Origin of the sequence: Porphyromonas gingivalis ATCC 33277 (assembly GCF_000010505.1) — a bacterium.
Lineage (GTDB): Bacteria > Bacteroidota > Bacteroidia > Bacteroidales > Porphyromonadaceae > Porphyromonas > Porphyromonas gingivalis.
In genome coordinates this window covers 962,793-977,586 of sequence record NC_010729.1, presented here as the reverse complement: position 1 = coordinate 977,586, position 14,794 = coordinate 962,793, and the positions used below count along the sequence as shown (strand labels likewise).

At 48.3% G+C, this 14,794-nt stretch carries 11 protein-coding genes; 5 read left to right on the top strand and 6 right to left on the bottom strand.

Going from position 1 to position 14,794, the window contains the following annotated elements:
* The first annotated feature begins 1 nt into the window (after window position 1).
* The 5 genes from PGN_RS04220 (at window position 2) to PGN_RS04200 (ending at window position 5,774) form a co-directional block, all read left to right on the top strand.
* Window positions 2-718 carry a rhomboid family intramembrane serine protease gene (locus tag PGN_RS04220; protein WP_004585445.1) on the top strand — a complete coding sequence of 239 codons (717 nt, stop codon included), beginning with the start codon at window positions 2-4 and terminating at the stop codon, window positions 716-718.
* Window positions 702-1,616 (top strand): rhomboid family intramembrane serine protease, encoded by a 915-nt coding sequence (locus PGN_RS04215; RefSeq protein ID WP_039417236.1) that lies wholly within the window; start codon window positions 702-704, stop codon window positions 1,614-1,616. The genes PGN_RS04220 and PGN_RS04215 overlap by 17 nt, the downstream gene beginning before the upstream one ends.
* On the top strand, window positions 1,613-2,758 hold the full coding sequence (locus PGN_RS04210; protein WP_039417237.1) for an endonuclease/exonuclease/phosphatase family protein: 1,146 nt from the start codon (window positions 1,613-1,615) through the stop codon (window positions 2,756-2,758). Before PGN_RS04215 ends, PGN_RS04210 begins: the two co-directional genes overlap by 4 nt.
* A 252-nt stretch (window positions 2,759-3,010) precedes the next feature.
* On the top strand, window positions 3,011-4,390 hold the full coding sequence (locus PGN_RS04205; protein ID WP_004585448.1) for a tryptophanase: 1,380 nt from the start codon (window positions 3,011-3,013) through the stop codon (window positions 4,388-4,390).
* 481 nt (window positions 4,391-4,871) lie between these two features.
* The gene (locus PGN_RS04200) at window positions 4,872-5,774 is read left to right on the top strand and encodes an IS982-like element IS195 family transposase (RefSeq protein WP_012457848.1); all 903 of its coding nucleotides are present in this window, start codon (window positions 4,872-4,874) and stop codon (window positions 5,772-5,774) included.
* 85 nt (window positions 5,775-5,859) lie between these two features.
* Here the strand turns inward: PGN_RS04200 and PGN_RS04195 are convergent, their stop codons facing one another.
* The 6 genes from PGN_RS04195 to PGN_RS04170 all read right to left on the bottom strand — a co-directional run bounded on the left by PGN_RS04195 (window position 5,860) and on the right by PGN_RS04170 (window position 14,758).
* Window positions 5,860-6,312, bottom strand: a complete 453-nt coding sequence (locus tag PGN_RS04195) for a DUF6078 family protein (protein WP_012457847.1) — start codon at window positions 6,310-6,312, stop codon at window positions 5,860-5,862.
* 31 nt (window positions 6,313-6,343) lie between these two features.
* Window positions 6,344-9,241, bottom strand: a complete 2,898-nt coding sequence (locus PGN_RS04190) for an SNF2-related protein (protein WP_012457846.1) — start codon at window positions 9,239-9,241, stop codon at window positions 6,344-6,346.
* A gap of 24 nt (window positions 9,242-9,265) precedes the next feature.
* Window positions 9,266-9,475: a helix-turn-helix transcriptional regulator gene (locus PGN_RS04185; RefSeq protein ID WP_039417240.1), complete on the bottom strand. Its 210-nt coding sequence runs from the start codon at window positions 9,473-9,475 to the stop codon at window positions 9,266-9,268.
* A gap of 357 nt (window positions 9,476-9,832) precedes the next feature.
* On the bottom strand, window positions 9,833-11,035 hold the full coding sequence (locus tag PGN_RS04180; RefSeq protein ID WP_012457845.1) for a tetratricopeptide repeat protein: 1,203 nt from the start codon (window positions 11,033-11,035) through the stop codon (window positions 9,833-9,835).
* A 33-nt stretch (window positions 11,036-11,068) separates the two neighbouring features.
* Window positions 11,069-13,648 carry a DNA gyrase subunit A gene (gene gyrA, locus PGN_RS04175; RefSeq protein WP_012457844.1) on the bottom strand — a complete coding sequence of 860 codons (2,580 nt, stop codon included), beginning with the start codon at window positions 13,646-13,648 and terminating at the stop codon, window positions 11,069-11,071.
* 183 nt (window positions 13,649-13,831) lie between these two features.
* Window positions 13,832-14,758: a hypothetical protein gene (locus tag PGN_RS04170; RefSeq protein ID WP_012457843.1), complete on the bottom strand. Its 927-nt coding sequence runs from the start codon at window positions 14,756-14,758 to the stop codon at window positions 13,832-13,834.
* Between the last annotated feature and the right edge of the window lie 36 nt (window positions 14,759-14,794).

Sequence of the window (14,794 nt, the reverse complement as noted above, 5' to 3'; positions counted from 1 at the left end):
TATGAATAGCTTTAGAGAAAGGAATTATCAGTTTGCTCCACCCGTAACGCAGAACCTGATCATCATCAATGCGATATTCCTGTTCGCGACTTACGTACTTGAGGCACGATTCAATATCGATCTGAACGATACCATGGGGCTGCATTATTTTCAGGCAGACAGTTTCAATCCCATACAGTTCGTTTCCTATATGTTCTTACATGATGGCCTCTCGCATCTCTTCTTCAATATGTTTTCCCTATGGATGTTCGGACGGCTGATAGAGCAGTTTTGGGGGGCGAAGCGTTTCCTCATCTTCTATGTTATTTGTGGTCTTACGGCTGCATTGGCACAGCAGATCGTATGGGCTGTGGATCTGATGCCCATCGTGAACAGTCCGGCCGAGTTTGTTCGCTTTCCGGAGGGTACGGAGATGCTCAAGAGTGCTTTCCTCAATTTGCCAACGACGGTCGGTGCCTCCGGAGCCGTATTCGGGTTGCTATTGGCCTTCGGGATGCTCTTCCCCAATGGTGAGATCTACCTTTTCTTTATCCCCATTCCCATCAAAGCCAAGTGGTTTGTTATTATATACGGCCTTGTAGAGCTGTTCCTTGGTGTTGCACCGATGGCAGGTGGTAGCAACATCGCTCACTTTGCTCATTTGGGTGGTATGATAGGAGGTATTATACTCATTCTCCTCTGGCGCAGGAAAGGAGAGATCGATGGACCTTACAATTAGAGAACTGCGCCAACGCCTGAGATTGGCTGATATGAATACTCGTTTGATGGTATTCACGGTCTTGATCTCCTTGTTCGTTTGGCTTTTGCATGCCTTTCTGTCTCTTTTGGGTGCCGATCCGTATATCGTGGAGCGGTGGCTTTGGTTGGCTCCCGATTTATATACCTTTTCGAGACATCCGTGGACGCTATTCACGTACATATGGCTGCACTCGGATCTATGGCATCTTTTCTTCAATATGCTGTGGCTCTATTGGTTCGGACAGCTTTTCCTGCGCTATCAGAATCCCAGAAGGCTGGTCAGTGTCTATCTGCTTGGCGGATTGGCCGGAGGATTCCTCTATGTATTGGCAGTCTTGCTCGCTGACGCCTTTTCATTGGGTTTGTCTCATTTTCCCCTGATCGGAGCTTCTGCCAGCGTGATGGCCATTGTCTTCGGAGTGGCTTTTTATGCTCGCTGGGAGCGAGTGAATCTGTTATTCATAGGTCGGATCAAGCTGACGACATTGGCTCTCATCCTTTTTGTATTGGATGTATTGCTATTGACGGGGGATAACTTCGGTGGTCACGTGGCACATATCGGAGGAGCGGCTTTCGGAGTCTGGTTTGCCCTTTCATTGGCCCGAGGCAAGGACATCACGGTTTGGTTTCAGCGACTGCTCGATCGCATGACCGACTTTTTCAGCTCGCTCTCCGGCCGAAGAAAAGTATGCTCGAAGCCTCGTTTTCGAGTAGGAAGAACGGCCAATCCGGCTGCTAAAAAGAGTGGAACGGATCCCAAAATACGAGAAACAAAGACTTCCATCGATGAGATCCTCGATAAAATTCGTATATCGGGATATGCATCATTGACTGCCGAAGAGAAGCGTCATCTCTTCGACCAAAGCAAGCGTTTATGAGTCGTCTGCAAGAGATGAGTGAAAAAAAGAAGAAGAAAGCAAGGGGCAGAATTGGAACATTGCTCCATTCTGTTTCGGTAATTATCAATCTGGGGATTACGTCCTGTTATCTCTTGGCTGCCTTGTCGCCATTCATATCTCCGGCAACAATTACGATATCTGCTTTCTTCGGTTTGGCTTTCCCGTTCTTCCTTGCTGCTCAGGTCGGGATGGTTATATATTGGGTACTGCGAGGCAAGATTGTTTGGTTTATAGGAAATGCCCTTTTGTTGCTTTTCACATGGGGCACCATCGACACTTATATACCGCTGCATCGAAAGGTAAAAGAGTCCTCGATTCCGCAGTCGCGTATCAAGGTGATGACCTATAACGTCAAGGGATTCGATTTTCGTGCTCACAATTCTGAGGATCCGAATCCTATTCTCAAATATATCAAAGGAAGTGGAGCCGATATCGTATGCTTGCAGGAGGCAGTACTGAGTCGGAAAAGCAACTCTCGCTATGTGGGGCTACGTACTTTCAAGAAATATCTTCCCGAATATCGCTACATGGAACTGTCGCATGCTCGAGAAGATAGAAAAGGCAGCGGCCTTATGCTTCTGTCCAAATATCCCATTCTCGATGTGCACCGCATCCCATACGAGTCCGCATTCAATGGCTCCACAGCCTACACCGTTGATATACAGGGGCGAAAAGTCCTTGTCGTGAACAATCACTTGGAAAGTTTCCGCCTGACAATGGCAGATGGGACGGAATATCTGAAAATGGTGCGGGAAGGGGAGGCAGCGGCTCTCAGTCGGATGATGACGGCCAAGATGGGGCCGGCCTATGCTCTGCGTGCCGTTCAGGCTGATTCAGTGAGCCATTATATCCGGTGCTCGGAATCTGAGCACGTGATCGTATGCGGTGACTTTAACGATACCCCCATATCATATGCTCGCCATAAAATAGCATCGGGCCTGAAAGATGCGTATTCCGATACGGGGCGTGGCCCGGGCTTTACTTTTAATCAGGGGGCTTTCAAGGTACGTATCGATCATATCCTCTATTCTTCAGGTTTTCTGGCATATAACTGTACGGTAGACAAGTCGGTCCATGCTTCGGATCACTTTCCGGTTTGGTGCTACCTGGTCTTCAAATAGCAGTCTTTTACTCCGAATCGGTCATTAGAAAGATGTGAGGCCGATCCGGATAAAACGTCTGAGAAAACTTTATTTCGAAAGATCTTTCGAGCTTTTCATCCTGAATTTATCAAATCGTTGCTCTTAAGACTGGAATCCGCACTATGCGCATTTAGCGGAAAAAGGAACCTCCTCCGGTAAAAAATGACTAACTTGCCGCCCAATTAAAACATAACAGGAAAAAACTAACTTCAAAATCACAGTTACAATCCTATGGAATTACCTTTTTCAGAATCCTACCGCATTAAAATGGTAGAGTCTATCCGCAAGAGTACGCGTGAAGAACGCGAGCAGTGGATCAAGGAAGCCCATTACAATCTCTTCCTCCTCAAGAGCGACTATGTATTTATCGATTTGCTCACTGATTCCGGCACAGGTGCTATGAGCGACCGCCAATGGTCTGCCATGATGCTCGGCGATGAGAGCTATGCAGGTGCACGCTCATACTATAATATGAAGAATGCCATTCACGACATTCTGGGCTTCGACTACTTCCTCCCCACTCATCAGGGTCGTGCTGCCGAAAATGTACTTTTCTCCACTATCGTGAAAGAAGGCGATGTACTGCCCGGCAACTCTCACTTCGACACGACTAAAGGGCATATTGAATACCGTCGCGCATTTGCCCCTGACTGCACCATCGACGAAGCTGCCGATACGCAGATCGAGCTTCCGTTCAAGGGCAATATGGATCTGAACAAGTTAGAGAAAATACTGAAAGAGACTCCTAAGGAAAAGATCCCTTGCGTAGTGCTCACGATCACGAACAACACAGCCGGAGGGCAGCCTGTTTCTATGAAGAATATACGTGAAGTGAGCGAGCTGACACATCGTTATGGTATTCGCCTGCTGATCGACTCTGCACGCTTTGCTGAAAATGCCTACTTCATCAAGACCCGCGAAGCCGGCTATGAAAATAAGAGCATCAAGGAAATCGTGAAGGAAATCTATTCGTATGCCGATATGATGACCATGTCCAGCAAGAAAGACGCTATCGTGAATATGGGTGGTTTCGTGGCATTCAAGGATGAAGAGCTCTTCAAGCGTTGCCAGATGTTCTGTATCATGAACGAAGGCTTTATTACTTACGGTGGTATGAGCGGTCGTGATATGAATGCTCTGGCACAAGGCCTGGACGAAGGTACCGACTTCGATACGCTTGAGACTCGTATCAAACAGGTGGAATATCTGGGCAAAAAGTTGGACGAATATGGTATTCCCTACCAGCGTCCTGCCGGCGGACACGCCATTTTCCTTGATGCTAAGAAGATCCTTACAAATGTGCCGAAAGAAGAGTTCATCGCTCAGACTTTGGGCGTTGAACTATATTTGGAAGCCGGCATCCGTGGTGTTGAGATCGGTTCTATCCTTGCAGACCGTGATCCCGTGACGAAGGAGAACCGCTATCCGCGTCTCGAGCTCCTGCGTCTGGCTATTCCGCGTCGTACTTATACGAACAACCACATGGATGTTATCGCTGCTGCGGTAAAGAATGTATACGACCGTCGCGAAAGCATTACACGTGGCTATGTGATTACATATGAGAATCCGATCATGCGTCACTTCACCGTTGAGCTGGAAAAAGCCAAGTAAGCGGTAAGAAATCTGTATAAAGAAAACGGTAAAGGAGGTTGCTTCCATGTCGAGAGACCAGTGGAAGCAACTTTCTTTTTTGTGGATAAAAAGGTTTTTTGTTTCTAAATCGCCCATACAGTATAATTGAGGAAAACAATTTTTATAAGGCTGGAGAATCTGTTTGTAATACCAAAGGTATTCTTTTAATATCCGAGAACAGGGCAATCGCATTTGAACAGTTAACACACTTATAAACCTAACGATTGCTACGCTCGGTTATCAAACAAGTACGAATAAATGGGACCTTTGCGCAATAAGCAGGCACTTTTGTTCATTCATTTTCTTACGTCAGTTCGACGTAAGAAAAAGCCAATGAATTTGTTTTCTGATTAGGGTTAAACGCCCAAAGAACGTGGGCATTATGCTTGAAAAAGTAGCGAATTATTTGTATCTTAGCTGTTGACAATCAATAAGATACGAACAAACAAAACGCTACTTTATGAAGACAAATATAGTTGATGTTTTTTGCATCATAGATGATTTCTCCAAGCTTTTTGATGAAGCAATCAAGAAAAAGACCCTCGAAGAGGAAGACAAAAAACGCAGGAATAGAAAGTTTAAGATGTCGGACAGTGAGGTCATGACCATCCTGATCCTGTTTCATCTGTCAAGATACCGAGATTTGAAAGCTTTTTATCTTCAATACATCACCCATTCTTGTCGATCCGAGTTCCCACATCTTGTCTCTTATAATCGCTTTGTGGAGCTGCAAAGCAGGGTAGGTTTCAAGCTGATAGCATTTCTCAATATGTGTTGTTTGGGTCAATGTACAGGCATCTCTTTCATCGATTCCACCCCACTGAAGGCTTGTCATATCAAACGAGCTCATGGGCATAGGACAATGAGGGGATGGGCTCAAAAAGGCAAAAGCACCATGGGTTGGTTTTATGGATTCAAGCTACATATTGTTATCAACGACAGGGGTGAAATCATCAACTATCAAATCACACCGGGCAATTGTGATGACAGAGAACCTCTGAAAGACGGAACATTCACCAAGAATCTTTTTGGCAAACTCATTGCCGATAGAGGCTACATTTCCCAAAACCTTTTTGACCGGCTCTTTGTCGATGACATCCACATGATAACCAAAATCAAAAAGAACATGAAGAACTCCCTGATGCATCTATATGACAAAGTTTTATTGAGAAAGAGAGCCTTGATCGAAACGGTCAATGATATGCTCAAAAATGTCTGTCAGATAGAGCACACGAGACATCGCAGTGTCAACAATTTTGTCACCAACCTGATCTCCGGTATCATCGCTTACAACATCCTGCCTAAAAAGCCTGAACTCAATATTGAAATCATCAGAAACCCTAACTTTCCTATTTCCGCTTAGATCGAACTGACGTATTATTAAATACCCCTGTTCTTTTTCCAAGGTTGGAAAATAAACTTTCCAATGGAGGAAAAATACAGCACTCTCATTTGAGTAGTTTGCGCGCTGCTTTACCCTCGATTCGCGGAGGCTTGATATAATGCTCTTCGAAGCTCTTGTATCGAGGCTCGACCCCGGGAGCCAGCGACTCAAAGAGGCCTGCAATGGTGGCTTGTTCCTCCGGGCCGATGGCTTCGTAACCACAGCGCATGCGTACCGTCGTGCTATATCCGAAGTGGCTGATGAGGGCGGCATGAATTTCCTCCAGTTGGGCGACGGTTATCTCCCGATACGTCCAAATCAAACCCCGAGCAAATTGTCTGAGCTTGTGCTCGTGATAGAGGGGGCAATGGTCGTAGCCCCCCGCCTCTTCGATGATCTTGGGGTTCGTGATGCAGAGCTGTGTAGCTCCTTTGTCGATGCTTGCGAGGGCATTGAGCCACAGCGTGCAGGTCTCTCGCCGAGGGCAAAGAGGGGTATAGCAACTATTATTCTCCATGATCTTTTATGCTTTGTTCAATGGTTCATCATTATATGATGTGCCACCTCAGAGTAAAGAGGCTTTGTTTCTCCGAACGCAACGAGAGCAACTGCTCGAGATTGTCGGTGAGGCGGTCTTTCTGCTCTTCTATGCGGTCGTGTTCGGCAAAGAGGTCTGCCCGCTTGCGTTTGAGCAGAGCTTCGCTCGCTTTGATTTCTCGTTGTGCCGCTAAGCGGGCTTCGATGCTGTCTGCCTTGCGTGCCTCGCTCTTCATGAGACGTATGGTCTGACTAAGGTCTTGTATCTCTCGCTCCAAGCCCAGCTTCATATCTTCTGCCCAGGTATCCAATTTATCTACCTGCTCATCGAAGAGACGCAATGCCTCCTTTTTGGCTTGCTCGGTGGTTTCACTGATTTGAGTGCTCTTGATTTGCTCCAGTTGGTCTATAAACTTAGCTGGGATGGCTGTGTCTGTAAGTTCTACACTGCCGGGTATAGACCATATATGCTCGATGAGTTCGGAGGGAATGACTTTGCCATACTCGGTGATCATCGCCACTGCCCAGTGATCGATGGTCTCGGCGGTCTCTACCGAAAGTAAATCTACCGACAGGTATCCCTCTTGCCCCACAAGCTCAGCCAAAGGCGTTATTCGCTTGCCCGAGCGACTGTAATCCAAGATGAGCGTGTCTGTGGGCGTCGCTTCGATGTTTTTGGCTTCTGTGATGGTGTATTGTGCCAGAGGGTGGTTGCCCCGATAGAGTACTCCTCCGTGCTGCTCCGTCTCGCTGCTCTTGTTTTCGGCAGAAGTCTCGAGCATATAGTAAGGCCCCGTGTCGGATATGTCTGTAATAGGCTCTCGTAGGACGAAACTATAGTCCGTGGGGGAGAAGGTCGCCTTCTTGCGCAAGATGTACTGGGTCAGCATCCAAAGTCTCTCTTCATAGCGGCGCAACAATCGACGGCTGTTGCCCTCGCTATCGCGCAGTCGAGCGCGTACCTCGTCGTCGAAGTTTTCCAAAAGCGCGGTGCGTGTTTGCTGCATGCGCTCATCGATCTCGGGACTCAGCTCGGCTTTGAGCTGGTCAAAAGCCGCCTGTATCTCGTCTTCGCTACGACAGGTTTGGTAGATGTGGGCGATGCGTTGCTCAAAGTCTGTCCCCGAACTGATGCTCCCCAGTACCTCGTCGCTCGCCCCGAAGACGCCATCGAAGAGACGGAATTTCTCGTCCAAGAGTTCGTATACACGACGGTCTGCAGCGTTGCTCTTGTTCAAGAAATTGATGACTACCACATCGTGCCGCTGACCATAACGGTGGCAACGTCCGATGCGCTGCTCGATGCGCTGAGGGTTCCAGGGCAGGTCGTAATTGACCACCAAGGAGCAGAACTGAAGATTGATGCCCTCGGCAGCCGCTTCGGTCGCAATCATGATCGTGGCACGGTGTCGAAACTCATCGACCAAAGCCGCCCGCATATCAGCCTCTTTGACCCCCGTTACTAGCCCAGTATCCTGGTTAGCCTCCCTCCACCTGCGGAGTATTCTTGTGCTTCGAGCATCATTGTTCGTCCCACTAAAGGTCATCACCTGCCCTTCGTATCCCCGCTCGCTCAGCAGGCGCAAGAGGAACTCCTGTGTGCGACGGCTCTCGGTGAAGATGAGAGCCTTGCGATTGGCTCCCAGCTCAGAGAGCTTGGTGAAACCACTCTCCAGGGCAATGAGTAGCTGTTCGGCTTTGCTGTTGCTCCTGATGCGCTTGGCCAAGTCCAGACAGCGTTGTAACCATGCTCGCTCCTCTCCCAGCAGTCTCAAGTCCTCGGGACTTAGGCTCCCCTGCTCTGTCCTCCAGGTCTCTTCGGCGTCGGGGATTTCGTCCATCATCGTCTCCCAACTCTCATAGTCGGCAAACTCTAGAGAGTCGTCTTCGGCCGCTACTTGGGCGTCTATACGCTGTATGATGGTTTGCAATGTCCCACCGATAGCATAGGACGAGGAGGCCAATAGTTTGCGCAGTACAAGGGTGGTCAAGGCTCGCTGGCTACTGCGCATCGACACAAGCCGATCTCGCTGGAGAAACTCTGTAACCAAATTGTACAATTCTGCTTCTTCGGTACTGGGGAAGAACTCGTGAAGCATCGGTATGCGAGAGGTATATCTGATGTATTCCAAGACCTGTCGGCGCAAGGTGCGATGGCACAGTGGAGCCAATCGTTTTTTTAGTTGCGCATAGTCAATCTCCGAGAGATTGCCATTGTAGCGCGACTTGAAACTTTTTAGATCGCCAAAAGCGTATTCGTCGATAAAGCTGGTGAGGCCATACAGCTCGAGCAAACTATTTTGTAGCGGTGTCGCAGTCAGAAGGATCTTCTTTTTGCCGACAAGTGCGCTCCTCAAGATATTGCCCGTCTGATTGTCTGGACGGTAAACATTGCGCAGGCGATGCGCTTCGTCCAAAACAACAAGATCCAACTGAGCCAAGCGTAGGTAACGCTCTTGACGACGAGCAAAGTCGTAGGAGCAAACCACTATTCGATCAGTCTCAAAGGGATTGACAACCTCAGGATTGGCCAAGAGCTGATCCATTACCTTCCTGTCCAAGATGAATGCAGGTAGATAGAACTTCTCCTCGAGCTCTTCTACCCACTGCTTGCGCAGGTTGGCAGGAGCAATGATGACCAAATGCCTCTTGCGCTCTGCCCATTTCTGCGACAGAATGATGCCCGCCTCTATCGTCTTGCCTAGTCCCACCTCGTCGGCAAGAATTGCCCCTCCGGAGAGAGGTGAGCGAAAAGCAAACAGAGCACTCTCCACTTGGTGCGGATTAAGGTCTACACGAGCATCTTGCAGTGTCTGAGTAAATGAATCAGGGTCTGAGCTTGCCCTCCGACGAACAAGGTCTGTGGCTATATATTTAGCTTGAGGCCAGGATATTTTGGGTTGCTTCATGATCGAGTGTGATTGTAGTCCTATTTATCGAGACTCTTTGGTCGACATAATTAGCTCCCGAACATCAACGTCGAGTATTTTGGCGATCCCAACGAGGTTTTCCAAAGAGGGCTGTACCTTATTAGAACACCACTTAGAAATAGTGTTTTCTGATTTCCCCAATTGCTCGGCAAGCCATTTACTGGTCAATTGTTTCTCTGCCAGCACAGCTTTTATTCTATTTATTGTCGCCATATGATGATTTCTACAATGAAAGCTACTATTACATTGTCGCGAAGATACTCCTTTTGGAAGATACATATGATTAGTATTGGAAGACCGCACAGAAGTGAAGAACGAGACCAAGGATACAGTACAACCTTTCAAAAGCGATAGCCCTGCCGAAGAGGCACCTATCCTTAGGATAGCCATACTCTTCTGATAGCCTGCAAATAGGCCTCCCGGACTTTGCACAGAGTACTATCTCCAAGCATTCTTCAAAACGACTTCGCATAAAAAATGAACCCTAAAAGTTTTCTGTCCAACTTTTAGGGTTCACTTCATTGACACGGCTTTTTTACGTGTTTGAAGTTTCAAAGGGGGAATTGTGAATTATTTTCCTTCGTGACGCTCTGTCAGCTCTCTGTACTTATCGTTCATCTTCAAGTTGTAGTACACATTGCGCAGTACATACCATGATTCGTCCGGATTGATCGAATAAGCCTTTTCGAGCAGGGGCAAGGCCTTCTGCAAATATTCCTTGGCTTTGGCTTCTGTCTCAGCATTCACCTGATCAGCCCCCTTCAAATCGGCAGCGCGGTTGTAATACACACGACCCAAATCGTAGCATACAGAAGCATTGTCAGGATCAAGAGCCAGACCTTTCTTCAGCCACTCCTCGGCTTTGTCATAGTCTTGCGTATTTTCATACAACTTGGCCATCACGTCGTAAAGCTGTACATTCTGAGGATCGTCTGCAATAGCCCTTTCCAATGAAGAAATGGCTTCTTCCGTACGACCGGTTTCGATGTATTTGTTGATCAGGTTGAGCAGATAGTAAGCTTCCTTCGGGAACTTCTGTACACCTTCCTCCAGCATCCGGATATAGCCCTCTGTATCTTTTTTGTCCTGATATACCGTAGCGATCAGCTGATACACGTCGTTCTGACGATAGGGAACATCCTTGATCTTGTTGCAGATCTCGAGTGTTCTGTCCAAGTCATTGGCCTGATAGGCACAGACCGCCGAAAAGAACCCTACCATCATAGAGTTGGAATCCTGTGCAGAAATTTCGGGAACAGCAGCAAACATCGGCAGCTCTTTGATTTGCATGAACTGATCGAAGGCTTCGAGAGCTTTCTTATAGTCTTTCTTCTCCATGTAGTAACCACCGGCATTGATATAGTAAAGATGATTACCCTTGAGAGATTCCATGATCTTCTTTGTGAACTTGGGCTTTACCTTACCCTTTTGATCAGGCATATTGTCCAACTGGTCAGCCTTCAAATAAAACGGCAAAATGCGCAGCAAAGCATCGTTCATCATAGCACGATCCGGCTCCTGATTCACAGTTTGCTTGAGATTCTCTGATGTAAAGAGTCTCTCTTCCACCTGACCGGCCACAAACCAAGTCTTGGCATCGTTCATCGTCTCGGGGTTCTTCATGGCTTCACCGATCAGCGTACGAGCTTCGGCAAAGTTCGGTTTGGAACCACCGGAAAGGCTTTCTGCTCCTTTCACATTGGCATTTTGGGCAAAGGAAACCGGCATAACTGCTGCAAACAGGACAGCTGCCAATAAACTTTTCTTGTTCATACTGATTTTGCATTAATAGTTAAACGTCTAAAATTATTCTGGTTCGATAGCATCAGTCATATCACTGACATCACCATTTTCTACAGATGAGGAAGAGTCGTCTTGTGGCAAAACTTCGTGAGTATGATCGGCATGCTTTTCTGCCTTGTTTTCTTCTTCCTCGGAGACTACACTACAAACGGAAGCGATCTCGTCACCACGCTTGGACAAATCAATGAGCTTAACACCTTGTGTAGCTCGACCGATAATGCTCAGATCAGCCACTTTTACCCGGATGGCGACACCGCTCTTATTGATGATCATAAGGTCGTTGGCATCGGTAACGGCTCGAATATCGACCAGCTTTCCGGTCTTTTCGGTGATATTCAGTGTCTTCACCCCTTTACCACCGCGATTGGTAATACGATAGTCGTCTATATTAGAACGCTTGCCGTATCCCTTTTCGCTTACTACCAGAATGGTCTCTTCTTCCGGATGCTTGATAGAGATCATTCCTACTACTTCGTCCTCACCATCATCGTCGAGCGTCATTCCCTTTACTCCCATGGCTGTACGACCCGAAGGACGAACCACGGATTCATGGAAACGAATGGCACGTCCACCGCGATTGGCAATAACCATGTCGCATTTACCATTGGTCAATCGGACACTTACCAAGCCATCGTTGTCTCGCAGGTCGATAGCGATCACACCATTGGCGCGCGGACGGGAGAAAGCTTCGAGCAATGTCTTCTTAATGATTCCTCTCTTGGTACAGAAGAGGAGATAGTGACTATTGACAAACTCCTTGTCCGTCGTCAGGTTCTTGATACGGATAAAGGCATTGACCTTATCGTCGGGATCGATATTAAGGAGATTCTGAATAGCTCGTCCTTTGGCATTCTTGGCACCTTCGGGGATTTCATACACCTTCAGCCAATAGCAACGCCCCTTGGCCGTGAACAGCATAATGGTGGCGTGCATGGAGGCCGAGTAGATATACTCCACGAAATCTTCTTCGCGAGTATCCGAACCCTTGGCTCCGACTCCGCCACGAGCCTGCGTTCTGAATTCGCTCAGAGGGGTACGCTTGATGTAGCCCATGTGCGAAAGGGTGATGATCATATCATCGTCGGCATAGAAGTCTTCGGGGTTGAATTCTTCCGAAGCATATATGATCTCGCTTTTACGAGTATCGCCATATTTCTCTTTTATCTCCAGCAGTTCGCTTTTGACCAGTTCCATCAGTAATGCTCTATCGGCCAAAAGAGCTTCCAAATGATTGATGGAGGCCATGATCTCTTCGAACTCTGCACGCAGCTTGTCGCGCTCCAATCCCGTCAGGGCACGCAGACGCATATCTACAATGGAACGTGCCTGGATATCCGAGAGATCGAAACGCTCTATCAAGCGGCTCATAGCCTCTGCGGCATCTTTGGAGGAACGGATGATAGAGATTACTTCGTCAATGTTGTCTACGGCTATAAGCAAGCCTTCGAGGATATGAGCACGCTCCCGTGCCTTACGCAATTCGAAACGACAACGGCGTGTCACTACCTCCTGACGATGATCCACAAATTCCCCAATGAGATCTTTCAGATTGAGCAGGCGGGGACGTCCCTTGACCAAGGCGATATTGTTTACGCTGAAAGAGCTTTGCAAGGCTGTCATCTTGTAGAGCTTGTTGAGCACGACCGAAGCATTGGCATCGCGCTTGATCTCTACGACGATCCGCATGCCCTTACGGTTCGATTCGTCCGATATATTGGAAATACCATCCAGACGCTTCTCGTTGATCAGCTGTGCAATGTTGGAGACAAGCTCAGCCTTATTGACCAGATAGGGAATCTCCGTGATGATGATCCGCTCGTGGTTATTGTGCTGCTCGATCTCGGCACGACTTCTGATAACGACACGGCCTCGTCCCGTCTCGAAGGCTTCCTTCACTCCGGAATAGCCGTATATGAATCCTCCTGTGGGGAAATCCGGAGCCTTGACATACTGCATCAAACCCTCCACGTCTATGTCGCCATCTGCTTCGATGTACGCCACACATCCGTCAATAGCTTCGGACAAATTGTGGGGAGGCATATTGGTAGCCATACCGACAGCAATACCGGAAGCCCCGTTTATGAGGAGGTTCGGAATGCGTGTCGGCAGAACCGTGGGCTCCTGACGTGTATCATCGAAATTGTTTTGGAAGTCTACCGTTTCCTTATCTATGTCCTGAAGCATCTCACCGGCAATCCGGCTGAGGCGCGACTCGGTATAACGCATGGCAGCAGGCGAATCGCCATCCACCGAACCGAAGTTGCCCTGACCGTCCACCAACGGATAGCGCAGGCTCCACGGCTGTGCCATACGCACCAAGGCCATATAAACGGAAGAGTCGCCATGCGGGTGATAGTGTCCCAGCACTTCGCCGACAGCATTGGCGCATTTGCGAGTGGGATTGGTGTACACATTGCCGGTTTCGTTCATGGCATACAGCACACGGCGATGAACCGGCTTGAATCCGTCGCGGACATCAGGCAAAGCTCTGGAGACGATCACCGACATCGAATAGTCGATGTAGGCGGTCTTCATTTCCTCCTCGATGCTGATGTTAATAATTCTGTCTTCTCGATCAGTCATTTTCTTGTATTATGCTATGGTGAAAGTGCCGGGTCGGTCAATTGACCGAAGGCGGATATTTCCACCATTATATTATTCCTGTTTCCTAATTATTTCCGGTTGGCGAATGAGAACAAGTCCCACCCAAACAAGGCACTAAATTACTATTTTCGGGCAAAGGGAATACGTTCGCAATCAAAAAACTTATTCGCCCAAGCTGAAGCCTTTGCGTCCGATCAGATGCCCATCGGCAAAGAAATCGACCCGATAAGCTCCGGGCATCAGGGTTTCTCCCACATTCCAGTAGAGGATCACATCGGTCTGCTCTCCGGTATATTCTATTTGCTTGCGACAGGAGTAGCCGATCTGCTTGCCTTCGAAGGCGAAAACGTCGGCAGAGGATTTTTGGAGCACATCGTCGCTCGGAGTGAGGATACGGGCGTAAATAGCTTTCTCTCCCACGGGAGCCGTAATGTTCTTGGGAATGACAAAGCTCATCTGAATGTTCTTGATCTTCGTCACCTTTTGGGTCGAACGGCCTTTCTTGTTGAGCAAAGCCACCGATATGCCGGTAGCCTCCAGTTTCGATGCCAGCTCCACCTTTCCGGTCAGTTCGGCTTTCTCCACTTTCAGACGACTGGCTTCGCCCACGGCCTCGGAGAGGTTGCGCTTCACCTCCTGATTCTCCGTTCGGAGACGGGCATTGGCTGCATTGAGGGAGTCGATCTGCACGACATACGACTTCAGTATGGCACGAAGGGTCTTGACCTCTCCTCTCAGCTCGTTTATCCTGCGTGCATTGGTCGTCTTGACTGTTTTCAATTCGTCCTGCAAACGATTGACGCGGGCACGCTCGGCGGAGAGCTGTGCCAGAAGGGAATCGTTGGCCAATTGGATATTCATTTCTCCCGTAGAGCCGGAGAGCTTGTTGTACTGCTGCGTATAGTCCTCGGATATACGATCCAGTTCATCCTGCATGGCCTCCTTTTCGAGCTTGGCAAAGTTTTCGCGATCCTGTTCCAGAGCAGCACGTTCGCGAACCACACGCCAATTGAAGACCCCCCCCATGAATACAATAAGAACGAGTACGGCAACCCCCATCAGGACGAGCCTCTTCTTCGATACTTCCATCGTTTCCTTGCTATTACCTTAATAATATGTATTGCT